The organism is Streptomyces sp. MNU89 (assembly GCF_020982505.1).
In the GTDB taxonomy this organism is placed as follows: Bacteria; Actinomycetota; Actinomycetes; order Streptomycetales; family Streptomycetaceae; genus Streptomyces; species Streptomyces xinghaiensis.
Map to the genome: position 1 here is coordinate 1,523,997 of NZ_JAJKLL010000001.1, position 23,117 is coordinate 1,547,113.

At 73.5% G+C, this 23,117-nt stretch carries 17 protein-coding genes and 3 pseudogenes; 6 read left to right on the plus strand and 14 right to left on the minus strand.

Annotation, left to right across the window (positions count from 1 at the left end; genetic code table 11):
• The first annotated feature begins 96 nt into the window (after positions 1–96).
• Positions 97–1,719, plus strand: a complete 1,623-nt coding sequence (locus E4N63_RS06520) for a CocE/NonD family hydrolase (protein WP_125624794.1) — start codon at positions 97–99, stop codon at positions 1,717–1,719.
• Positions 1,720–1,815: 96 nt separating this feature from the next.
• Here E4N63_RS06520 and E4N63_RS06525 read toward each other — a convergent pair.
• Positions 1,816–2,267 (minus strand): annotated as a pseudogene (locus E4N63_RS06525) (DUF6278 family protein).
• Positions 2,268–2,467: 200 nt separating this feature from the next.
• Here E4N63_RS06525 and E4N63_RS06530 point away from each other — a divergent pair.
• The gene (locus E4N63_RS06530; RefSeq protein WP_374112698.1) at positions 2,468–4,345 is read left to right on the plus strand and encodes an SGNH/GDSL hydrolase family protein; all 1,878 of its coding nucleotides are present in this window, start codon (positions 2,468–2,470) and stop codon (positions 4,343–4,345) included.
• A gap of 84 nt (positions 4,346–4,429) precedes the next feature.
• Here the strand turns inward: E4N63_RS06530 and E4N63_RS06535 are convergent, their stop codons facing one another.
• The 12 genes and pseudogenes from E4N63_RS06535 to E4N63_RS06590 all read right to left on the minus strand — a co-directional run.
• Positions 4,430–5,209 carry an exodeoxyribonuclease III gene (locus E4N63_RS06535; RefSeq protein ID WP_125624791.1) on the minus strand — a complete coding sequence of 260 codons (780 nt, stop codon included), beginning with the start codon at positions 5,207–5,209 and terminating at the stop codon, positions 4,430–4,432.
• A gap of 148 nt (positions 5,210–5,357) precedes the next feature.
• Positions 5,358–6,002: an MBL fold metallo-hydrolase gene (locus E4N63_RS06540; RefSeq protein ID WP_125624790.1), complete on the minus strand. Its 645-nt coding sequence runs from the start codon at positions 6,000–6,002 to the stop codon at positions 5,358–5,360.
• A gap of 125 nt (positions 6,003–6,127) precedes the next feature.
• Entirely contained in the window at positions 6,128–7,426 is a 1,299-nt protein-coding gene (gene pcaC, locus E4N63_RS06545; protein WP_230240187.1) for a 4-carboxymuconolactone decarboxylase, read from the minus strand.
• 87 nt (positions 7,427–7,513) lie between these two features.
• Positions 7,514–8,359 (minus strand): hypothetical protein, encoded by an 846-nt coding sequence (locus E4N63_RS06550; protein WP_230240188.1) that lies wholly within the window; start codon positions 8,357–8,359, stop codon positions 7,514–7,516.
• The gene (locus E4N63_RS06555) at positions 8,356–9,495 is read right to left on the minus strand and encodes an ROK family glucokinase (protein ID WP_019710973.1); all 1,140 of its coding nucleotides are present in this window, start codon (positions 9,493–9,495) and stop codon (positions 8,356–8,358) included. The genes E4N63_RS06550 and E4N63_RS06555 overlap by 4 nt, the downstream gene beginning before the upstream one ends.
• A gap of 251 nt (positions 9,496–9,746) precedes the next feature.
• Entirely contained in the window at positions 9,747–10,541 is a 795-nt protein-coding gene (locus E4N63_RS06560) for an ATP-binding cassette domain-containing protein (protein ID WP_230242384.1), read from the minus strand.
• Between the two features lie 170 nt (positions 10,542–10,711).
• A complete protein-coding gene (locus tag E4N63_RS06565) occupies positions 10,712–11,779 on the minus strand; it encodes an ABC transporter permease (protein ID WP_230240189.1) in 1,068 nt (355 codons plus the stop codon).
• On the minus strand, positions 11,776–12,786 hold the full coding sequence (locus E4N63_RS06570) for a sugar ABC transporter substrate-binding protein (RefSeq protein ID WP_230240190.1): 1,011 nt from the start codon (positions 12,784–12,786) through the stop codon (positions 11,776–11,778). The genes E4N63_RS06565 and E4N63_RS06570 overlap by 4 nt, the downstream gene beginning before the upstream one ends.
• A 356-nt stretch (positions 12,787–13,142) precedes the next feature.
• Positions 13,143–13,874, minus strand: a pseudogene (locus E4N63_RS06575) (GntR family transcriptional regulator); the annotation flags it as partial.
• A gap of 194 nt (positions 13,875–14,068) precedes the next feature.
• Complete coding sequence (locus E4N63_RS06580; RefSeq protein ID WP_230242386.1) at positions 14,069–15,283, minus strand: cytochrome P450; 1,215 nt, start codon at positions 15,281–15,283, stop codon at positions 14,069–14,071.
• Between the two features lie 648 nt (positions 15,284–15,931).
• A complete protein-coding gene (locus tag E4N63_RS06585) occupies positions 15,932–16,567 on the minus strand; it encodes a bifunctional 4-hydroxy-2-oxoglutarate aldolase/2-dehydro-3-deoxy-phosphogluconate aldolase (protein ID WP_125626598.1) in 636 nt (211 codons plus the stop codon).
• A 113-nt stretch (positions 16,568–16,680) separates the two neighbouring features.
• Positions 16,681–17,004, minus strand: a pseudogene (locus tag E4N63_RS06590) (PfkB family carbohydrate kinase); the annotation flags it as partial.
• A 521-nt stretch (positions 17,005–17,525) separates the two neighbouring features.
• Here E4N63_RS06590 and E4N63_RS06595 point away from each other — a divergent pair.
• Together E4N63_RS06595 and E4N63_RS06600 are read left to right on the plus strand one after the other, a co-directional pair.
• Complete coding sequence (locus E4N63_RS06595) at positions 17,526–18,206, plus strand: hypothetical protein (RefSeq protein ID WP_230240191.1); 681 nt, start codon at positions 17,526–17,528, stop codon at positions 18,204–18,206.
• A 487-nt stretch (positions 18,207–18,693) separates the two neighbouring features.
• Positions 18,694–19,497: an IclR family transcriptional regulator gene (locus E4N63_RS06600; RefSeq protein WP_125626595.1), complete on the plus strand. Its 804-nt coding sequence runs from the start codon at positions 18,694–18,696 to the stop codon at positions 19,495–19,497.
• Positions 19,498–19,582: 85 nt separating this feature from the next.
• Here E4N63_RS06600 and E4N63_RS06605 read toward each other — a convergent pair whose 3' ends face one another.
• Positions 19,583–19,864: a DUF5955 family protein gene (locus tag E4N63_RS06605; RefSeq protein ID WP_308188657.1), complete on the minus strand. Its 282-nt coding sequence runs from the start codon at positions 19,862–19,864 to the stop codon at positions 19,583–19,585.
• Positions 19,865–20,243: 379 nt separating this feature from the next.
• Between E4N63_RS06605 and E4N63_RS06610 the strand changes: the two genes are divergently transcribed.
• A complete protein-coding gene (locus E4N63_RS06610) occupies positions 20,244–20,993 on the plus strand; it encodes an NTP transferase domain-containing protein (protein ID WP_230240192.1) in 750 nt (249 codons plus the stop codon).
• A gap of 365 nt (positions 20,994–21,358) precedes the next feature.
• Positions 21,359–22,978: a malate synthase A gene (gene aceB / locus E4N63_RS06615; protein WP_230240193.1), complete on the plus strand. Its 1,620-nt coding sequence runs from the start codon at positions 21,359–21,361 to the stop codon at positions 22,976–22,978.
• Positions 22,979–23,117 lie beyond the last annotated feature (139 nt).

Here is a 23,117-nt window from a genome sequence, read left to right on the forward strand (position 1 = left end):
TTACCCCCGGTAATCACAGAGGTTACCGTCGAGTCACTTCCGCGTGTTCGCTGCCGGGCCTCACCCACCCGGCACCGATGTCAGGAGCTGACCCCCATGGCACACCCTCGTCGTAAGCCCCTGCGTGCCTCCACCGCCGGCGTGGCTTCGGCCGCCGTGCTCGCCGGCACCGCCCTCTCCCTCGCTCCCGCCGCACCCGCGCAGGCGGCAGGGTCCACCACCTCCGCCTCGTCCATCACGGCCGACACCACCGCCTCCTCCCCCACCGTCAGGTTCGTCGAGATCGCCGGCCACGGCGGTACGAAGCTCGCCGCGAACGTCGTCACACCGTCCGGCGGTGGCGGCGCCGGCCGCTACCCTCTCGTCGTCCTGCCCACCAGCTGGTCGATGCCCCAGATCGAGTACCTGGCCCAGGCCCAGCGACTGGCCGACGACGGCTATGTCGTGGTGAGTTACAACTCCCGCGGCTTCTGGCAGTCCGGCGGCGAGATCGAGGTGGCCGGCCCCGAGGACATCGGGGACGCGGCCAAGGTCATCGACTGGGCCCTCGCCAACACCCCGGCCGATCCCGACGCCGTCGGCATGGCCGGCGTCTCCTACGGAGCGGGGATCGGGCTGCTCGCCGCCGGGTTCGACGACCGCATCAAGGCCGTCGTCGCGCTGAGCGGCTGGGCCGACCTGATCGACTCCATCTACAGCGGCCGGACCCAGCACCTCCAGTCCGCCGGGCTGCTCACCGGCGCCGGCTACCTCACGGGACGCCCGAGCGAGGAGCTGGAGACGGTGCTGAAAGGATTCTTCACCTCGGATCTCTCCCAGGAGGAGTCCATGATCGCGTGGGGGAGGAAGCGCTCCCCCGCCACCTACATCGACCGGATCAACGCGAACGGCGCGGCCGTCATGCTCGGCAACGCCTGGGGCGACTCGGTCTTCCCGCCCAACCAGTACGCCCGCTTCTTCGAGAAGCTGACCGGTCCCAAACGCCTGGAGTTCCGCCCCGGCGACCACGCCACCGCCGAGGCGACCGGCCTGCTCGGACTGCCCAACGACACCTGGACCAGCGCCCACCGCTGGCTCGACCACCACCTCAAGGGCGAGGACAACGGCGTCGACCGCGAACTGCCGGTCCGGCTCAAGTCCCGCTCATCCGGCGCCTACGAGAGCTACGCCGACTGGAAGTCCGTCCCGTCGAAGGCGGAGAGGATCCCGCTGGGCAGCACCCAGCACATCAACACCAACATCGACTCCGGGGCCAACGGCGGCATCCTGATGCTCTCCAGCATCCTGGACCAGTTCTTCCGGATCCCGCCCATGGCGTCGATCCCGCTGCTGCCGCGCTCCCTGGCCGCCGTCTGGCAGTCGGAACGCTACCCGTCCGAACAGCGCGTGCGCGGCACCGTGAAGCTGCACACCACCGTGACCAGCGACAAGTCCAGCGGCACGGCCATCGCCTACCTCTACTCCGTCGGCCCGCTGGGCATCGGCAAGCTGGTCACCCACGCGCCCGTCACCTTCCACGACCGCACCCCCGGCAAGCCGTTCACCGTGGACCTGGAGCTGTACTCCACCGCGTACGACGTGCCCGCCGGCCACCGGCTGGCCGTGGTCGTCGACTCCGTCGACCCGCTCTACATCGAGCACAACCCGAGCTGGGCGGACCTCACCTTCTCCTCACCCGCCGACGACCCCTCGTACGTCTCCGTCCCCCTGCGCGACTGACGGGACGGCGGCGCAGCCCGACAGCGGCGGAAGCCGCTCCGAAACCCCGCCCGGCCGGGCCCTCACCCGGCCGGGCGGGTCCCTGCGCGGCACCGGTCAGAGCTCCGCCGCCTCCGCGTACACCTGCGACAGCTCGGGCGCCCCGGTGACCGCCCAGTCGACCCCCTGCCCACCGCGTCCAGCTCCCGCCCCGACGGCAGCCGCACCACCGGCCCCACGCCCGGCCACAGATGCCAGCGGGCCCCGGGCACCGTGCGGACCACGACCGTGCCCAGATAGAGACCCGCGTCGTTTCCCAGCCGGGCCAGCTCCTCCGGGTCGTCGCGCCAGCGCGGCAGGAGCTGATCCAGGGCCGCCAACGAAGCCGGGCTGCCGTCGAGTTCGATACCCGCCGTCTCCGCCCGGGCGCGCAACAGCTCGCATTCCGCGAGCAGTTCGGCCGGCCCCTCACCCTCCTCGCCCCACAGTTCTCCCGCCGGGCTCCGTAACCCCACTCCGTGGCCCGCCTCCCGCCGCCTGCGCCATGTGCCCAGAAAAGGGATCTCCATACCGCCAGCGTGGCACCCGCGTCCACCCGAATGCCACAGGGCGCGCGGTCCCCATCTGGCCGATTGTTCGCACCGATGTCATCCTGGACTCTCCGGGGCTTCATCCGGCACGTGTCGTATCGCTGCTGCGCGTTCCGCCCGCCCATGTCCCGCCCGCGGCCGGGCGAGCGCCGTCGCCGTCGTTGTCGCCACTGATGGGGTTGGTCGCCGATGCCGAGGTCCAGGGCACGCCGGGAAGTACGGCTCGGACCGGCACGCCGGACATCACCTCCCGGACGCTGGGGCACGGTGCTCCTCACCAGCCTCTCCCTCGTCCTCACGGGCACCCCGCCCTGGCGGCCCGCGGAACGCGCGCCCGCCACGCCCCGCCCGCTCCCCTCCACCGGCTCTTCGACAACACCGCGATCAGCGACGACGCCCGGCCGGACGGCGCGGACTTCGACGGCGCGGGCCGCTCCCTCTCCGCCGGCGACCTGCGGGCCGCCGGCTGGACCCCGGGCCGCGCCCTCGCACTCGACGCGGCCCGGCTCACCTGGCCGCGCTCCGCGCCCGGGGAGCCCGACAACGTCCGGGCCGACGGCCAGTCCGTGGCCCTGCGCGGGCGCGGCGGAGCGGTCACCTTCCTGGTGGCCGGCACCGGCGGCACCGCGAGCGGCAGCGGCACCATCCGCTACCGCGACGGCACGCGCGGCACCTACACCCTGACGGCCCCCGACTGGCGCTCCGGGCCGGCCGCCACCAGGGCCGTCACCCTGCCGCACGTCAACACCCCGGGCGGACAACTCGCGGAGAAGGCCCGGCTCTACGCGGTGACGGTGGCCGCGGAGCGCGGCCGGGCCGTCGCCTCGGTGACGCTGCCCCGCGACCCCGGGCCGGAGACCGATCTGCACGTGTTCGCGGCCGCGGTGCGCGAGACGGACACCGGCTGGACCGGCAGCTGGTCCCGGGCCGTCGGCGGCTACGCCAAGGCCGGGCCGTGGACCGACCGGACGCTGCGGCTCGTCGTGCACACCAGCGCCGGCGGACGGGGGCTCCGGATCCGGCTCTCCAACACCTTCGCGGACACCCCGGTGCGCATCGGCGCCGCCACGGTAGCCGTCCAGCGGGAGGGCGCGGAGCCCCGCGGTGAGCCGGCGCGGCTGACCTTCGGCGGCCGGTCCGGCACCGAGATCCCGGCCGGTGCGCAGGCATGGAGCGACCCGCTCCGCTTCCCCGTCCCGGCCGACACGAACCTGCTGGTCAGCTTTCATCTGCCGGAGACGGTGACCGCCGTTCCCGTGCACACCAAGGCCATCCAGCGCTCCTACCTCAGCGAACAGGACAGCGGCGACCGCAGCGGCGACACGAGCGGAGCGGCGTTCACCGGTTCCCTCACCACCTACCCCTTCCTGACCGGGGTGGACGTGCGCGGCGGCCCCGGGTCCGTGGTGGTGCTGGGCGACTCCATCACCGACGGCAACCACTCGGAGGAGGGCGGCAACCGGCGCTGGCCGGACGTACTGGCCCGGCGCTTCCTGGAGCAGGACGACGTGCCCCGCCACGGGGTGCTGAACCAGGGCATCTCCGCCAACCGCGTCGTGACCGACCGCTACCCGGGAGAGGGCGTCGACCGGGACACCGCCGGGGTCAGCGCCCAGCACCGGCTGGAGCGGGACGCCCTCGCGCAGACGTCCGCCCGCACGGTCGTCGTCTTCGAGGGCATCAACGACGTGCGCTGGGACACCCCGCCCGAACAGGTCATCGACGGGCTGCGCGCCATCGGGGAGCGGGTGCGGTCCCGCGGGCTGCGCGCCGTCGCGGCGACCCTGACGCCCTGCGAGGGCTACCCGGACTGCACATCCGAGGTCGAGGCCCGGCGTACGGCCGTCAACACGTATCTGCGCGAGCGGGGGACGCGGGAGAACGGCGGACCGTTCGACGCGCTGCTCGACTTCGACGAGGTGCTCCGCGACCCCGGGCGGCCCACCCGGATGCTGCCCGCCTACGACAGCGGCGACGGGCTCCACCCCGGCCACGAAGGGCTCCGGGCGCTGGCCGACTCGGTCGACCTGCGGGAGCTGGTGGAGCGCGGGCGGTGAGCCGGGCGGGCCGCTCCCGGATCGCGCGGGGGCGGCGGACGGCCGGGGGCCCGAGGCAACCGGCCGCCCGGCCGGACCGAGGCGTCAGATGTCGAGGTCGACGACCACCGGGGCGTGGTCCGAGGCGCCCTTGCCCTTGCGCTCCTCGCGGTCCACGTATGCGTCCTTCGCCGCGCCGGCCAGGGCCGCGTTGCCGTAGACCAGGTCGATCCGCATACCGCGGTTCTTGGGGAAGCAGAGCTGGCGGTAGTCCCAGTAGGTGTACGGGTGCTCGTACTTGAGCGGGCGGGGCACGATGTCGGACAGGCCCGTGTCGCGCAGGGCGGCCAGCGCCGCCCGCTCCGGCTCGGTGACGTGCGTGGAGCCCTCGAAGAGCGAGCGGTCGTACACGTCCTCATCGGTCGGCGCGACGTTGTAGTCACCGAGGACCGCGAACGGGCGCTCCCCCGCGGCGTCCTCCACGACGGCCGAGCGCAGCGCCTCCAGCCAGCGCAGCTTGTAGGTGTAGTGGTCGTGGCCCACCTCGCGGCCGTTGGGGACATAGACCGACCAGAGCCGCACCGGGCCGCAGGTGGCCGCTATGGCGCGGGGCTCCGTCCTGCCGTCGTAGCCGGGGTCGCCGGGCAGGCCGGAGGTGACGTCCTCCAGACCGACCCGGGAGATCAGGGCCACCCCGTTCCACCGGCCGTCGGCGTTGACCGCGGACTCGTAGCCCAGCTCCCGCAGCTCCTCGCGGGGGAACTGCTCGTCGGTGCACTTGGTCTCCTGGACGCACAGCGCGTCGGTACCGCTGCTCTCCAGCCAGGCCAGCAGCCGGGGCAGCCGGGCAGTGATCGAATTGACGTTCCAGGTCGCGATGCGCATGGGACCGAATCTACCCGGCGCCACCGACAGCCGGGACCGGCCGCCCTCGGCCGGTCCGGGAACGGGACCGGGAACACGGCCGGGAACACGGCCGGGGCCGGTCCCGGGCGGCACGTCCGGCCGGCGGGCCCGGGCAGCGGCCCGCCGCTCAGAGCCGGAGGCTGCCCCCGGGCTCCAGCCGGCCGTGCTCCGCCCCCGCGACACCGGGGCCGCCCGGGCCGAGCATCCGGTCGTAGATCGGCCGGGCCTGTTCGGACAGGAGGCCGTCGTGGATGTCGATCGCCTGCCGCGGCCGCACCTCGCGGACGTAGTCGATGATCTCGGCCACCTTGTTCCACGGCGCGTGCACCGGCAGCATCAGCGTGTCCACCGGGCGGCCCGGCACGGTCAGCGCGTCCCCCGGGTGGAACACCGAACCGTCCACCAGATAGCCGACGTTGGTGACCCGCGGGATGTCCGGGTGGATCACGGCGTGCAGCTCACCGTGCACCTCGACCTCGAACCCGGCCGCGGTGAAGGTGTCCCCGTGGCCGACGGTGTGCACCCGGCCGGGGAACGCCGCGGTGAGCTGCCGGGCCACGCTGTCCAGGGTCCAGATCCGTGTCTCGGGGTCGGCCTCCAGGGCGGCCCGCAGCCGGTCCTCGGCGAAGTGGTCGGGGTGCTCGTGGGTGACGAGCACCGCTTCCGCGCCGACCGCCGCGTCGGGCTCGCTGAAGCCTCCCGGGTCGATGACGAGCGTCCGGCCCTCCTTCTCCAGCCGGATGCAGGCGTGGCCCTTCTTGGTGAGCTGCACTGGTCGCTCCTCCTGTCCGTCTGTCCGTCCGTCCGCGCGGTGCGGCCGGGCGCCCGGCGGGGGCGGCCCGGTGCCGTCCCGCCGGCTCCGCCTTGCCGCCGTGCGCCTTGCCGCCGGCCATCCTGCTACACCGGCGGGGTGGTCTCCTGCAGGATCACCTCGCGCGCCACCTTGAACGCGGAGTTGGCCGCCGGCACCCCGCAGTAGACCGCCGTCTGCAGCAGAACTTCCTTGATCTCCGCGGGAGTCAGCCCGTTGCGGAGCGCGGCGCGGGTGTGGAAGGCCAGCTCGTCGAGGTGGCCGCCGGCGACGAGTGCGGTGAGCGTGATGACGCTGCGGGTGCGCCGGTCGATGCCGGGGCGGGTCCACACCTCGCCCCAGGCGTAGCGGGTGATGAACTCCTGGAAGTCGGCCGTGAAGTCGTCGGTGGTCTCGATCGCCCGGTCCACGTGGGCGTCGCCCAGCACCTCGCGGCGCACCTTCATCCCCGGCTCGTACGGATCGGGACGGCCGGCGACCGTCTCCGCGGGGATCTCCGCCGGGGCGATCTCCCCGATGGGACCGGTACGGGCACCGGGCGGCGGGGTGGCGATGGCGCGCCGGCCGGCGGACGCGGCGGGGGGCACGGCACCGGCGCGGACGGCGGCGCCCGGCCAGGAGCCGGCGAAGTGCCGTACGAGCAGGTCGGTGACGGCGGACGGCTGTTCCACGGGCACCAGGTGGGAGGTGCCGGGCACCAGCGCGAGCCGGGAGTCGGGGATCCCGGCGACCAGGACGCGGGCGTCGGCGGGCGAGGTCACCCGGTCCTCGGACCCGGCGAGCACCAGCGTCGGCACACCGATCCGGCCGAGTTCCCTGCGCACGTCGAAGGTGGCGAGCGCCTCGCAGGCGGCGATGTAGCAGCCGGGGTCGGTGGTGCGGACCATCTGCACCGACCACTCGACGATCGCGGGCTGCGCGGCCGCGAAGGCCGGGGTGAACCAGCGCTCCGGCGCGGAGCGGGCGATCGGGTCCAGCCCGTTGGTGCGGACGATGACGCCGCGCTGCCGGTGCTCGTCGGCCGTGCCGAACCGGGCGGCCGCGGAGACCAGGGCGAGCGAGGCGACACGGTGCGGGTGGCGGAGCGCCAGCTCGGCACCGACGGCGCCGCCGAGCGAGCAGCCCGCGTAGGCGAAGCGGTCGATGCCCAGGGTGTCGAGGGCGGCCAGGAGGCGGTCGGCGAGATCGGAGACGGAGCCGGCGGGGTGTGCGGGGGCGCCGCCGTGTCCGGGCAGATCGAACCGGATGACGCGCCAGTGCTCGCTCAGCTCCGGTGTCTGCCGGTCCCACATGTGCCAGGTGGTGCCCAGGGCCGGACCGAGGACGAGTGCGGGTGCGTCCTGGGGACCGTCGGACCGGTGCTGAAGGGCTTGCTTCTCACTCACTCGACCACGTTACCCGCCGTACGGAACCCCACGCCCGCCGGGCCCGGGCCGCGTACTCGCCGCCCCGGGCCCCGGTGACCGCCCGCGTCACAACGTCACGGTGGAGACGACGTACACCATCGGGTGCGCCGGATTGCTGCGGTCGACCGTCACCTTCAGCCGCGGGCGCGGGCCCGGCAGGTTCTTCACCAGGCCGGACCAGTCCTCCTTGTCGGTGGGTACGGTGCTCAGGGCGCGGGACGAGGCCGACGGCTGTCCGGCGCCGAGGTGCCAGCCGACCTCGGCGGCCTCCTCGGCGGTGATGGTGACCCTGCCCTTGTCCAGCTCGCCGGGGCCGGTGCCGATCCGGTCCAGGAAGAGGTTCAGCCCGTTCTCGGACGTGGTGAACTGCACATACAGCTTGCTGGTGTTCCAGCTGTTGGACTCGTAGAAGGCGACGTCGTCGGAGTAGCCGGTGATCGGCACCTCGTAGATGCGACGGGTCACCCGGGGCGGCCACTCCGCCGTCAGGCCCTGCGCGGACGCCCGGGCCTGCTTGTCGCGGCCGCTGTCCCGGCTCTGGCCCGCCGAGATCACGATGTAGCCGGCCGGGACGCCGATGAGCAGGATGACGACGAAGAGGATGAACCAGCGGCGGCGGTTGCTGGGATGCTTCCACGACGAGTGCCGCCGGGGACCCTGGCCGTCACCGGGCGGGCCGCCGCCCGCGCCGGGGGTGCCGCCCGCGCCCGGGCTGCCGTCGCGCCCCCCGTCCTGCCGTCCGCCGGAGCCGGCGCCGTCGGCGGGCCCGTTCCGCTCACCGCCGGGCGGCTCGGAGCCGCCTCCGTGAGCCGTGCCGTTGTGGACCGTGTCGTTGTGGACCGTGCCGTCGGGCACCGCGCCGTCCTCGCCGGCGTCCGCCCCGGTGCGGGGGCCGATCTCCTCCGTGGTCATGTCCGGCCTCCCCGTACCACCTGCGCGTACCGCTCGTAGCGTTCCTGCCTCTCCACCCGGCGCCGGTTGGCGCGGCGGAAGCGGCGGGCCACCAGCCGCGCCAGATCCGCGGCCCCGACCAGACCGGCCTCGTTGCCGAGCTGCGCCTTGCTGATCGTGGCCTCCGGGCGGTAACCGCGCCCGGTGAGCTGGCGGCGGAAGGCGTCGCGGGCGGGTCCGATCAGCAGATCGTCGGCCGCGCTGACCCCGCCGCCGACGACGAAGCAGGCCGGATCGAGGGCCGCGGCCAGATTGGCGATGCCGACGCCCAGCCACTGGCCGATGTCCTGGAGCAGTTCGACGCACATGGCGTCGCCCTCGCGGGCCAGCTCGGTGATGAGAGGGCCGGTGATGTCGGCGATGTTGCCGCCGACCCGGTCGATGATGTTGTACGCCACCGGGGAGTCGGCGGCGGCCAGCTCGCGGGCCTCCCGGACCAGGGCGTTGCCCGAGCTGTACTGCTCCCAGCAGCCCCGGTTGCCGCACGGGCAGCGGTGGCCGCCGGGCACGACCTGCATATGGCCGAACTCCCCCGCGACGCCGTACGCGCCCCGTTTGACCTGGCCCTCCTCCAGAATGGCGCCGCCGATCCCGGTCCCGAGGGTGATCATGACGAGGTGGTCCGTGCCGCGCCCGGCACCGAAGCGCCACTCGCCCCAGGCGGCGGTGTTGGCGTCGTTGTCGATCATGACGGGGACAGCGAGCCGGGAGGTCAGAGCGTCCCGGATGGGCTCGTTCCGCCAGGCCAGGTGGGGGGCGAAGAGCACCCGGGAGCGGTCGGCGTCGACCCAGCCGGCCGCGCCGATGCCCACGGCGTGGACGTCGTGCCGGTCGGAGAGGTCCAGGACCAGTTCGACGATCGTGTTCTCGACGACCTTGGGACTCTTGGACTTGTCCGGTGTCTCGGTGCGGATCTTCTCCAGGATGTTGCCGTCCGCGTCCACGACCCCGGCGGCGACCTTGGTGCCGCCGATGTCGATGCCGACGGTGGGAACGCGCGGGGCGGTGAGGTGCGAGCGCCGCTCGCGCGTCCCCACGGTCCGCAGAACGGTGGCCCGGGCCGGTCCCCGGTGGGTCAACTCGCGGTAGGTGCTCATCGGCTCACAAGGTCGTCGGGGTGGTCGGCCGGTCCGGCACGGAGGGCGCCGGGGCCGCCGGTCGGCGATGGTCGGTCGCCCGAGGGACGATTGTGCCTCAGACCGGGCGGACGGCGCACAGCGGCGGACCCGGGCGCGGGGCCGGGGCCAGGGCCGGGCACCGCTCCGGGGCACGGACCGGGGCCGGGCGCCGCTCCGGGGCACGGGCCGGGCCCCGGCACGGGCCGCCGCCGGGATCCGCGCCCCGGCCGTCACGCCGGGGCGGTGCGACGGTCCTCCGGCGCCGTCAGGTCCGGTGCCGGACCGCGCTCCAGTTCGTGGCTGAGCTGTTCCAGCTCCGAGCCGCCCGCCATCTGCCGGGTGAGCTCGTCCAGCCCGATCGCGTCCCGGCTGTGGCTGCCGGCCATCGCGCCCCGCTTGAGGAGGACGAACCGGTCCCCGACGAGGTAGGCGTGGTGCGGGTTGTGGGTGATCAGGACGACGCCGAGACCGGCGTCCCGGGCCGCCGCCACATACTTGAGCACCACCCCGGACTGCTTGACGCCGAGGGCCGCCGTGGGCTCGTCCAGGACGAGGACCTTGGCCCCGAAGTGGATGGCGCGGGCGATGGCCACGCACTGCCGCTCACCGCCGGAGAGGGTCCCGATCGGCTGGTCGACGTCGCGCAGGTCGATGCCCATGCGCAGCAGCTCGCGGCGGGTCGTCGCGCGCATCGTGGCGACATCGAGCCGCTTGAACGGGCCCCGGCCGACGGTCGGTTCGGAGCCGAGGAAGAAGTTCCGCCACACCGGCATCAGCGGGACCACGGCCAGGTCCTGGTAGACCGTGGCGATCCCCAGGTCGAGGGCCTCGCGGGGGGAGGACAGCCGGCGCTCCTCGCCGTCGACCGCGAAGGTGCCGCGGTCGTGCCGGTGGAGCCCTGAGATGATCTTGATCAGGGTGGATTTGCCCGCTCCGTTGTCGCCCAGGACACAGGTGATCCCGCCCGCGTGGACGTCCAGGCTGACGTCCTGGAGCGCCTTGATGTTGCCGTAGAACTTGCTCACGCCGCGGAGGGCGACGAGGGGAGCGGCGGCAGCCGCGGCCGCGCCACCGGCGGGCTCTCCCGCCGGCTCTGCGGCGGACTGCTCCCCGGCGGACTCGGCCCGCGCCGCCTCCGGTGCCTCGCCCGCCTCCGGTGCGTCGCCCGCTTCCCGGGCGGCTTCGGTCTTGTCGGTCACTTGGTCGCCTCCGCCCGTTTGCGGACCCATGCGTTGAGGAGCGTGGCCAGCAGCAGCATCGCCCCGAGGAAGAACTTGAACCAGTCGGCCTCCCACTGCGCGTACACGATGCCCCGGCTGGTCATGCCGAAGATGAGCGCGCCGATCGCCGAACCGATCGCCGAGCCGTAGCCGCCGGTCATCAGGCAGCCGCCGATGACGGCCGCGATGATGTAGAGGAACTCGTTGCCGACGCCCTCGCCGGACTGCACCGCGTCGTAGCGGAACAGCAGGTGCTGGCCGGAGATCCAGGCGGCGAAGGCGACCCCGGTGTACAGGCCGATCTTGGTCCTGTTGACGGGGACGCCGACCGCGCGGGCCGCGTCCGCGCCGCCGCCCGCCGCGAAGATCCAGTTGCCGGCGCGGGTGCGCAGCAGGATCCAGGTGGCGAGCGCCACCAGGCCGAGCCACCACAGGACGGTGGCCTCCAGCCGCACGCCGCCCAGCTGGAGGTGCGAGGCGAAGACGGCACGGGCCGACTCGAAGCCCTCCATGTCGCCGATGGCGTCGGTGGAGACGCCGCCGCTGATCAGCTTGGTGAAGCCGAGGTTCAGTCCGGTCAGCATCAGGAAGGTGCCGAGGGTGATGATGAAGCTCGGCAGTTTCGTCCGCACCAGCATGAGCCCGTTGAAGACGCCGATGGCCAGGGTGACCACGAGGGACACCCCGACGCCGACCCAGACGTTCGCCGACATCTGGTAGCTGAACATCGAGGAGACCAGCGCGGAGGACGTCACCATGACGCCGGTCGACAGGTCGAACTCGCCGCCGATCATGAGCAGCGCCACCGGTACGGCCATGATGCCGATGGTCGACGAGGCGTAGAGCACCGTGCCGAGGCCGGCGGGCCGCAGGAAACTCTCGGCCGCGAACGCGAAGAACACGAAGACCGCGACCGCGCCGACCACGGCGCCGAGCTCCGGGCGGCCGAGCAGCTTGCGCGGCAGGGACCGGCTCACCAGGCGCTCGTCCGCCTTCGCCGGGGGCGGGGGCGCGGGGGGCGCGGTCGTGGCCGGCGCGCTCACCGCGTCTTCCGTTCGATGTAGGACTTGAGCTTGCCGGCGTCCTCCCGGTGGATGATCTGCGGGCCGGTGAGCACGGGCCGGCCGCCGCCGAGGACGTCGGCGTTGTACCGGTACAGCCAGAGCAGGTCCACGGCCTGGTAGCCCTGGAGGTAGGGCTGCTGGTCCACGGCGAAGCCGAGTTCCTTCTTCTCCAGGCCCTTCAGGACGGCCGGGTTGAGGTCGAAGGTGTTGATCTCCGCCTTGCTGCCCGCGCTCTCCTTGGCCTTCACGGCCGTGGCGGCGAAGGGCGCGCCGAGGGTGAGGACCGTGTCCACGGACTGGTCGGACTGGAGTTCGGCCTCGATGGCGGACTGCACCTCGGGCATGTTGGTGCCCTCGACGTAGAGGTTCTCCACCTTGCCGTCGAAGGTGGAGCGGGCGCCGTCGCAGCGCTCCTCGTGGCCGACGTTGCCCTGCTCGTGCAGGACGCAGATGGCCTTCTTCCGGCCGCGCTTGTTGAGCTCCTCGCCGACGGCCTCGCCCGCGATGGTCTCGTCCTGGCCGATGTGGGTGATGGCGCCGAACTTCTTGGAGTCGGCGGAGCCGGAGTTCACGGTGATCACGGGGATCCCGGCCTTCACGGCCTTGCCGACCACGTCCTTCATCGCCTGCGGCTTCGCCAGCGTGACGATCAGCCCGTCGACCTTCTGGTCGATCATGGACTGGACGAGTTCGGCCTGCTGCTGGCCCTCGTCATGACGCGCGTAGAGGAACTTGATGTTGTCCTTGGCCGCGGCCTTCTCGGCGCCGGTCTTCACGATGTCCCAGAAGGTGTCGCCGTCGCCGGAGTGGGTCACCATGGCGAAGGTCCACTCCGGGGTGCCCGCCGCGGACCGTCCTCCGGACTTGTCCCCGGAACCCTCCTCCGCCTGCTTGCCGCCCGTGCTGCTGCACCCCGCCAGGGTCATGCCGAGCGCGGCCGCCAGCACCGCACCCGCTATCCGTACGCCTCTGTGAGCCCTTGCCACGGTGTCATACCTTTCTCGCTGTCCGTTTCCGGCGGTACGCGGCCGCCGGTGCGGTGCCCGCCGGGGTGGTCCGGTCCCGGTCCCGCCCGGGGCCCGGCCGGTCCGGTCCGTCCCCGGCACGGTCGTCCCCGTCCGGCAGGCCGGTCAAGTATCCGTCACCGCTGGTCGCGCTGTTCCCCGCAGGTCCTTCCCCGGGTTCGGCGAGCGCAGCCGGAAGCCGGGGACACGGTTCGGCCACAGCCCAACGGCCCGTGTTCCCGGGCGGGTTGCCCGATGGGCTGGGTGAGCTGTAGTGGCGGCCCGGGCACACGTCAAGACGTGGTCCGCACGTTGTCCTTACATGGCTGCGGCGCGGCTCAGGGCCGTACGAGCAGCTGGAACTCGAAGGAGTAGCGGGAGGCCCGGTAGACGTGGGAGCCGAACTCGACGGCGCGCCCGGTGTCGTCGTAGGTGGTCCGCTCCATCGTCAGCAGCGGGGCGCCGGCCGGCTCGGTCAGCTCCGCCCCCTCGTCGGCGGTGGCGGCGCGGGCGCCCACGCACTGGCGGGCGCTGTGCAGGGTGATCCCCGCCTCCCGCAGCAGCCGGTAGAGACCGGTGGCCTCCAGCCGGCCGGTGCCCAGCTCCAGCAGGCCCGGCGGCAGATGGTTGCGGAGCCGGGCCACGGGTTCGCCGTGGGCCAGCCGCAGCCGTTCCACGAGGCACACCTCCGCCCCCTCGGGAACCCCGAGCGCCGCGGCGACCGCGGCACCGGCCGGTTCGACGGTGTTGCGCAGCACCCGGGTGGCGGGGCGCTGGCCGGCCGCCTCCAGGTCGTCGTAGAGGCTGCTCAGTTCCAGCGGGCGCTTGACCTTGCTGTGCACCACCTGGGTGCCGACCCCGCGGCGGCGCACCAGCAGCCCCTTGTCCACCAGCGACTGGATCGCCTGCCGGACGGTGGGGCGGGACAGACCCAGCCGCCCGGCCAGTTCGATCTCGTTGCCGAGGAGGCTGCCCGGCGCGAGACCGCCCTGTTCGATCGCCGCCTCCAGCTGCTGGGCGAGCTGGAAGTAGAGCGGTACGGGGCTGCCGCGGTCGACACCGAGCCGGAGGGAGGACGCCGCTCGGCCCGGCCCCCGCCCGGTCCCCGGAGCGCCCCGGCCCGGTCCCCGGCCCGCCCTGTGTCACGCTTCGCCACGAGGGGAGGGTAGTCGTCGGGGACGGGCCGGGGACAGCGGATCTGCCGGATTGTCCCGACCATGCGGTTTCGCCCCGCGGCGCATGCCCGCCTGCCGGCGGGGCCGCCTCAGCGGAGCCGCACGGGCAACCGGCGCAGGCCGCGTATCAGCAGTCCCGGGATCCAGGGGAGGTCCCCGGCGGGCCGGTCCGGGTCGAGGTCGAGTGCCAGGTCCGGAAAGCGTTCGAGGAGCCGGCGGATCGCGATCTGCCCCTCCATCCGGGCCAGCGGCGCGCCCAGGCAGAAGTGGATGCCGTGCCCGAACGCGAGGTGCCCTCCCGGCCGGCGGTGCAGGTCGAACCGGTCCGCGCCCGGGAAGCGTGCCGGGTCGCGGTCCGCCGAGGCGAGGGAGATGACGACGGCCTGGCGGGCCGGAATGGTCACCCCGCCCACCTCGAGCGGCTCGCGGGAGTAGCGGAAGGTGGAGTTCTCCACCGGCCCGTCCCAGCGGAGCGTCTCCTCCACCGCCCGCTCGGTCAGCGAGAGATCCGCCCGCAGCTCGGCGAGGCTGTCGGGGTGGCGGAGCAGCGCGTGCACGCCGTTCGTGATCAGGTTGACGGTCGTCTCATGACCGGCGACGAGCAACAGGAAGGCCATGCCGACGAGTTCGTCCGGTGCCAGCCGGTCCCCGTCCTCGTCCGTGGTGCGGATCAGGCCGCTGAGGAGGTCGTCCCCGGGGTGGCGCCGCTTCTCCTCGATCAGCCCCGTGAGGTACTCCCCCACCGCGTGCATCGCGGCGTCCCCGGCCTCGGGGCTGGTGGGGGCCACGACTTCATTGCTCCAGGCACGGAACGAGGCGCGGTCGAGCGACGGCACCCCGAGCAGTTCGCAGATCACCGACATCGGCAGCGGAAACGCCAGCGCCTCGACGAGATCCGCCCGCCCGTCGGGCACGGCCGCCATCGCGTCGAGCAGCTCACCGGTGATCTCCTCCACCCGCGGGCGCAGGGACTCCACCCGCCGCGAGGTGAACTCCCGGGCCACCAGCCGGCGCAGCCGCGTGTGGTCCGGCGGGTCGGAGTCCAGCATGTTGGCGTTGACCGGGGCGGCCCTGAACCTCAGGTCCGGTGCCGCGCGCCAGTCCTTGCTGAGCCGGGAGTCGGCCAGCGCGGCACGGCCCTCCTCATGGCCGACGATCAGCCAGACCACATTCTGTTCGTCGATGCGCACCCTGTGGGCCGGGCCCCGGTCGCGCAGTTCCGCGTAGACGGAGTAGGGGTCGGCGGTGAAGCGGTCGCCGTAGGCGGTGAGATCGATGATCGGGGGGTCCGGCGTGCCGGGGATGTCCGGCGCGTCCGGAGGGCTCGGCGCATCCGGTGGGCTCGGCGCGTCCTGCGCGTCCGGTGATCCGGGGGCGGTCGGCACGGGGCGGTCCGCCACTTCCGCTCGCGGGCCTGCCTGCACATCCGTCTGCGCAGAGGGCGGCTCCGGCTGCCCGGATGTCCGTCCTCGCGCCGGTTCCGCTAACCGCGCCTCGGTCTGCTCCGCCATCTGCCGCTCCTCTGGCCGTGGTGTCCGGGCCCGGATCCGGGCCCGGCTTCGTGCGCGTGACCGCGTTCGTGCGCTTTCCCCTTCCCCAGCCCGCGGCGCCTTCCGTGACCACGTCGCTGTTCGGACACGGACGCGCCATGGACCGGACTACGGAAAGGTTACGAGCCGTACCGGCGGCCGGGCGTCGGCCCTATGGGGGAGGTTGCCCCCACCGGTCCTTCACGGGCAGTACGGCCCGTACGGCGGGTGCGGTACGTCCGGCGGGTGGCGGGGCAGCAGGGCGGGGCGGCAGGAGCGCCGGACAGCCGTGCGCGGGGCGGGAGTTGGTGGCCGACGCGCCTCGTCCGACGCTCCGGGCACCCGGTGCTCCGGCTCCGGCTCCGGCTCCGGCTCCGGCTCCGGCTCCGGCTCCGGCTCCGGGAGGGTTGCCGCCCCGGTCTATCAGGTTCCCGGCGGGGCCGCCTCGGCCAGGCGCCGCAGCAGGTCGTGGACGCGTTCGAAGACGGTCACCCGGTCGCCCTCGGTGAGCGCGGAACCCATGCCGCAGGCCACCGCTCCCGCGGCGATCCACTCCGGGGCGCTCTCCACCGTCACGCCGCCGGTGGGCAGCAGCGGCGCCTGCGGGAGCGCGGCCCGCACGTCCGCCAGCCAGCGCGGCGAGTGGCCGGAAGCCGGGAAGAGTTTGAGGGCGTCGGCGCCCAGCTCCAGGGCGCGCACCATCTCGGTGGGGGTGGCGACGCCGGGGAAGACGGGGACGCCGTAGCGGTGTCCCGTACGGATCACTTCCGGTTCGAGGCTCGGGGAGACGAGGAACCGGGCGCCCGCGTCGACGGCGGCCCGGGCCGCCTCGCCGTCCAGGACGGTACCGGCGCCGACCACCGCGTCGTCCCCCAGTTCGAGGGTGAGGGTGGTGACGGCTTCCAGGGCGAAAGGGGTGGTCAGCGAGATCTCCAAGCCGGCTACGCCGGCGGAGACCAGGGTCTCCGCCTGGACGGCCGCCCGGTCGTAGCTGTCGGCCCGGACGATGGCGAGGAGGCGTTGCGCCAGCACGGCGCGGGTGATCTCCCAGCGGTACACGGCGGTCTCCTGCCCTTCCTCGGTCGTGCCCTTGGATGTGGGAACAACGGGGCGCCCGGACCGGCACTGAGCGGTCACCGGTGCACGGAGTCCGGGCAGCCGGCGAAGTCGGCCGGCGCGCTGTCGCGGGCGGCCGCCGTCGGCAGTCCGTCCAGCAGGCCGGTGGGAGCGGTCTCGTCCGCCTGTACCCGGGAGGTGTCGACGCCGTCGGCGCGCAGCTGCCGCAGCACGGCCTCGCCCGCCGGATCGGCGCCGACCCGGCCCAGCCGGCGAGTACGGTGCCCGAGCCGGGCCGGGCCGGTGGCCACGTTGGACTCCGCGCCGGCGACGGAGCGGTGGAAGGCGACCCCCCGGTCGAGGGGGATGCCGGGCTCGGCCGGCATCAGCGGCATCGCCTCACCGCAGGTGACCACCTCGGGTCCGGATCCGTTCGCCACTGTCGCCTCCGGCGGGTTTTCTCGGGTGCGCTGTCGGGATTGGCTGTTGGCCTGTTGTGCTGTGCCTGATGTGCCTGCTGTGCCGTGCCTGATGTGCCGTTGATCTGCCCTGCTGCCGGTCCGCTCGCGATGTTCCTGTGCCGCCATGCGCTACTGCGGCGGTTCCGCTTCCGCTTCGCTCCGCGGTTCCGTCGCCGCTGCTCGGCCGGGACGAACCCGCACCGCCCTCCCAACGCGTTCTGCCCAGCGCCGTGTGCACCGTGCGTTCCGCCCGCCGTGACGGCCGGTGCCGAAGGGCGGCTCCGGGCGCCTCCGGGTGCGCGGTGGCGCACGGCACGGCGCACCCGCGCCGAGCGGATACCCGCCCCCTCACGGCGCACACCCTCACCGTCGCGATCAGGACAGCATCAGGACAGCACCGCCGGAGCGCCTGGGGAAGGCTCCCCACCCCACTCCGCCCTGCCCGGGGCAAGGGGGCGACCCCGGTGGTGGCACCGGACCGGAGCTGCGACGCTGAGGACATGAACGGACACCGGCCCGGGAGCCGTCGCCTCCTCGCCCGCGCCGTTCCCGCCGCGGCGGGAGCCGTCTACGGCGCCGTCGTACGGCCGCGGCTGCTGACCTGGGGCGCGACCCCGGAGGAAGCCGCCCGCACCTACCCGGGCGACGGCCTCGTCCCCGGCGCCCATGCCTCGTCGACCATGGCCACGACGCTCCCGGCACCGCCCGCCGAGGTCTGGCCCTGGCTGGCGCAGATGGGCTGCAACCGCGGCGGCTGGTACAGCTGGGACCGGCTGGACAACGGCGGACGGCCGAGCGCCGAACGCATCGTCCCGGAGTGGCAGCATCTGGTGGTGGGGCAGCGCCTGGACTCCGTGCCCAGCGGCCACGCGTGGTTCACGGTGGCCGTGCTGGCGCCGGAGAGCACGCTGGTCCTGCGCGCCCAGTTGGAACTGCCGTCCGGACGCCCCTTCGACGCCCGGTACGAACCGCCGCCCCGCGCGTACATCGATGCCGTCTGGGGGTTCCATCTCCGCCCGGCGCCCGGTGGCCGGACCCGCGTGGTCGTCCGCACGCGGGGCCGTGGCCGCCCGCGAGCGCTCATGCGGATCATGGACGTGCTGTACAACGAGCCCGCGCATCTGATCATGCAGACCCGTCAGTTCCGGAATCTGCGAGACCGCGTCGGCGGCATGATCTGAGCACACGCGGCGAGCCTCGACGAGCCGGCGTCGGACGAGGACCCGGTGTGGGGCGGAGACCGGCGTCGGACAACGACCCGGTGGGGGCGGAGTCCCGGCATCGGGCGGGGACATGACGGCGGACGTGTCTCGCCCGCGTGCGTCCGGACCGCGGTGCGGCGGCCGCCCCTGGGGAGGGCGGCCGCCACCACGTGGGGGGCACCATGGGGGGATCCGCGAGTCCCAGCCTGACGCGCGTAGAGACCCTCCTCAACCACACATGGCGGATGTTCGCACGGCATTCACAGGACCCGCACGAAGATCACGACACGTCCGCGTCCGACGGCTGCTGCCGGCCCACCGACCCGCAGCCCGTCAGCCGCCGCCACCCGCCGCCCGCTTGCGGAAAGGACCTGCGAAGCGGCCCGGTAGGCTGCATGACACCGGTCCGCCGCCCCGCCCGTACCCGCACGGCCGACCGGCCCCACCCGCCCCGAAAGGATGCGATGTGCCGCCGTCCAGCGACAGGACCACCGCAGCCACCAGGCCGGCCAACGGCTCCAGTGGCGTGCAGTCCCTCGAACGGGCCTTTGACCTGCTCGAACGGATGGCGGACGCAGGCGGCGCCGTCGGGCTCAGCGAACTGTCCGGCAGCAGCGGCCTTCCCCTCCCGACCATCCACCGGCTGATGCGGACCCTGGTGGCCTGCGGCTACGTCCGCCAGCAGCCGAACCGCCGCTACGCCCTCGGCCCCCGGCTCATCCGCCTCGGCGAGAGCTCGGCCCGCCTGCTCGGCACCTGGGCCCGGCCGCATCTCGCCCGGCTCGTGGAGGAGACCGGGGAGACGGCGAACATGGCGCTGCTCGACGGCGACGAGGTCGTCTACGTCGCCCAGGTGCCCTCCCGCCACTCGATGCGGATGTTCACGGAAGTCGGCCGCCGGGTGCTGCCGCACTCCACCGGGGTCGGCAAGGCCCTGCTGGCGCACCTGCCGGCCGATGAGGTGCGGGCGCTGCTGTCCCGTACGGGCATGCCGGCCGCCACCGAGAAGACCATCACCAGGCCGGACGACTTCCTCACCGCTCTGGAGGAGGTTCGGGCCTCGGGCTACGCCATGGACGACAACGAGCAGGAGATCGGGGTCCGCTGCCTCGCCGTCTCCGTGCCGGACTCACCGACCGCCGCGGCCATCTCGGTCTCCGGACCGGCCGGACGGCTCACGGAAGAGGCCACCGGGAGGATCGTGCCGCTGCTGCGGGAGGTCGCGGCCGAACTGTCGGAGACGCTCACCGGGGACGGGACGCCCTCGTAGGCGCCCCGTCCCCGCCGTGCTCCTCCCCTCTTCCCTCTCCCCTCTTCCACCGTCCGGCGCTCCGGACGCTCCCGGCACTCCGGGCCTACACGGCCCGCTCGCCCGTCCGCTGCTCCGGTCTGCTGTCGAACAGTTCGATCCCGTGGCGCACCCGCGCGAGCGCCGGCGCGAGCGCGCTCACCGAGCCCACGGCTCCCGCGACCAGGAGCAAGGAGCGCCGCATCCGCGGGACTTCGGGCACTCCCGCGCTCACCGTCGCGTAGAGGGCGGCGAGTTCGTCCTCGGCTATGGTCCGGTCCCGCAGGTCGGCCGGGTGGGCGGCCAACTCGCGGCGGAGCCGCGACACCGCGGTGCACAGCTCCTCCACTCGCGGGTCCGGGCCGCCGCTCCTGCCCGCCGGCCGGCTCTGGCCACCGGGCAGGGTCCCCGCTTGCGCGACGACGGCCGTCCGCGTACCGCAGTCCGTCCGATCACTTCGCAACGCGCTTCCCCTCGCTCTTGGACACAGCGCCACGGGCCTCACCGGCCCCGGGCGCACGGGTAAGTCGCACCGGGCTGCGGACAGTTAACGCCACTCTCCGCTCCGGGCGCTACACAGAGGGCGAAATTCAGCCGTACGATTCCGTCCGTACCGGACAACCGCTCCCGTGATCGACCCGAGTCCGGGGCCGCAGAGGGCCACGCGCGTTCGCCTTCTGAACGGTGGGCGGAGAGCGGCACGGCAACCGGTGCGGTATGCAAGGGACATGGCGGAGTCATCAGCGACAGACCCGGGGCCGGACGCCGCCGGCACCCGGACGGACATCCCCGCGCCCGCGATCGCCGGTCTGCTGCTGGCGGCCGGCGGTGGCCGGCGGCTCGGCGGACGGCCCAAGGCGCTCCTGCCGCACCGGGGGCGGCCACTCGTCGAACACGCGGCCCGCGCGCTCCGTGACGGCGGGTGCGCGCCGGTGCACGTGGTGCTGGGCGCGGCGGAGGAGGAGGTCCGGGAGCGGGCGGAACTCCCCGGCTGCGTACTGGTCGGCAACCCGCACTGGGCGGAGGGCATGGGCTCCTCACTGCGCGCGGGCCTCATCTCCCTCTCGCCGCGCACACCCCCGCCGCGGCCCTCCCCGGCCGCCGCTCCATCCGCCCTTCGGCACCGCTCCCCGGGCCACGGCGCGACCAGCACCGCTCCGTACGAGGTGACGGCGGTGGTCGTCGCCCTCGTCGACCAGCCCGGCGTGGGCGCGGACGCCGTGGCACGGGTGCGGGCCGCCTTCCGTTCCCGTACGAGCCTGGCCGCGGCCGCGTACGACGGCCGTCGCGGGCACCCGGTGCTGTTCGGCGCCGCCCACTGGGCCGCCATCGCCGACCGGGCAGTGGGCGACCAGGGCGCCCGGGCCTATCTGGCGGAGCACCACGACACACTGGAGCTGGTGGACTGTTCCGGCATCGCGTCACCCGCCGACATCGACACCCCCGAGGACCTGCACCGGCTGAACGGCGGCAGGTGACGCGCCGGAAGCCGCGGGACGGGCGCGGCCGAGGGAACACCGGCGCCGTGAGGACGCCGACGCCGAGGGAACGCCGACGGGGAAGAGCGAGCCGACATCCGGCGGGCGCACCCCTCCTCGCAGCCCACCGCGCCCCGCTGCCATGCCGCCGCCTCCACCCGGCGTTGAACTTCCACAATGAGGAAACTACTCTCCATTTACAAAGGGCTGGCGGCCACCCAGCAGCCCCACCCCCGTACCACCGCACGATCCGTGAACCACCCCGCCCTCCCGGCCGAGAGCACGGCGGCGCCTCCCCGCTCCGTCCCGTCCCGACTTCTCCTCCCGATCCTCCCCGAACATCCGCCCTCGAAGGAGTGACCGCCATGTCCGCCGCACCGGTGCCGTCCGCGCCGACCGTCGTCAACGCCGCGCCGCTGGAACGGCAGGAGGAGATCCTGACCCCGGAAGCACTCGCCTTCCTGGGCGAACTCCACCACCGGTTCACCCGGCGCCGCGACGAACTCCTCGCCCTCCGCACGGAGCGCCGCGAGGAGATCGCCCGCACCGGCACCCTGGACTTCCTGCCCGCGACCGCGGACATCCGCGAGGGCGACTGGCAGGTCGCCCCGGCTCCCGAAGCGCTCAACGACCGCCGAGTCGAGATCACCGGCCCCACCGACCGCAAGATGACGATCAACGCCCTCAACTCCGGCGCCAGGGTCTGGCTCGCCGATTTCGAGGACGCCACCGCCCCCACCTGGGAGAACGTCGTCCTCGGCCAGCTGAACCTGATCGACGCGTACGAACGCCGCATCGACTTCACCGACCCCCGCGGCAAGACGTACACGCTGCGCCCCGCCGAGGAGCTGGCCACCGTCGTCACCCGCCCCCGCGGCTGGCACCTGGACGAGCGCCACCTCCGGGGCGAGGACGGCCGCGCCCTCCCCGGCGCCCTCGTCGACTTCGGCCTGTACTTCTTCCACAACGCCCGGCGCCTCGTCGGCCCCGGCACAGGGCCGTACTTCTACCTTCCGAAACTGGAGTCGCATCTGGAGGCCCGCCTCTGGAACGACGTCTTCGTCTTCGCCCAGGACCGGCTCGGCATCCCGCAGGGCACCGTCCGCGCCACCGTCCTCATCGAGACGATCACCGCCGCCTACGAGATGGAGGAGATCCTCTACGAGCTGCGCGACCACGCCTCCGGGCTCAACGCGGGCCGCTGGGACTACCTCTTCTCCATCGTCAAGAACTTCCGTGACGGCGGGGCCCGTTTCGTCCTCCCGGACCGCAATGCCATCACCATGACCGCCCCGTTCATGCGCGCGTACACCGAACTGCTGGTCCACACCTGCCACAAGCGCGGCGCGCACGCCATCGGCGGCATGGCGGCCTTCATCCCCTCCCGCCGGGACGCGGAGATCAACCGGGCCGCCTTTGAAAAGGTGAAGGCGGACAAGGACCGGGAGGCGAACGACGGGTTCGACGGCTCCTGGGTGGCCCACCCCGACCTGGTGCCCGTGGCCCGGGAGTCCTTCGGCGCCGTGCTTGGCGACCGCCCCCACCAGAAGGACCGGCTCCGCGAGGACGTCCGCGTCTCGGCGGCCGATCTGCTCGCCGTCGACACCCTGGAGGCCGAGCCCACCTACGACGGTCTGCTCAACGCCGTCCGGGTCGGCCTGCGGTACATCGAGTCCTGGCTGCGCGGCACCGGCGCCGTCGCCATCTTCAACCTCATGGAGGACGCCGCCACCGCCGAGATCTCCCGCTCCCAGATCTGGCAGTGGGTCGATGCCGGAGTGGAATTCGAGAACGGCGAAAAGGCCACGGGCGAACTGGTCCGCCGCATCGCTGCCGACGAACTGGCCGCGATCCGCGAGGAACTGGGTGAGGAGTCGTTCACGGCGGGTGAGTGGCAGCGCGCCCACGACCTGCTGCTCCGGGTCTCGCTCGACGAGCGGTTCGAGGACTTCCTCACCGTGCCGGCCTATGAGCTGCTGGGCTGAACCGCCGCAGCCACGGCCACCGCCGTCACCGACCCGGCTTTTCCTCCCGGGTACACCACCCTCTCACCGGCCCTGCCGGCAGCCGGGCCCCTCGTCCCGCCGGCACCCGGGCCCCGGTCCTGCCTGTCCGCTCCCCCCG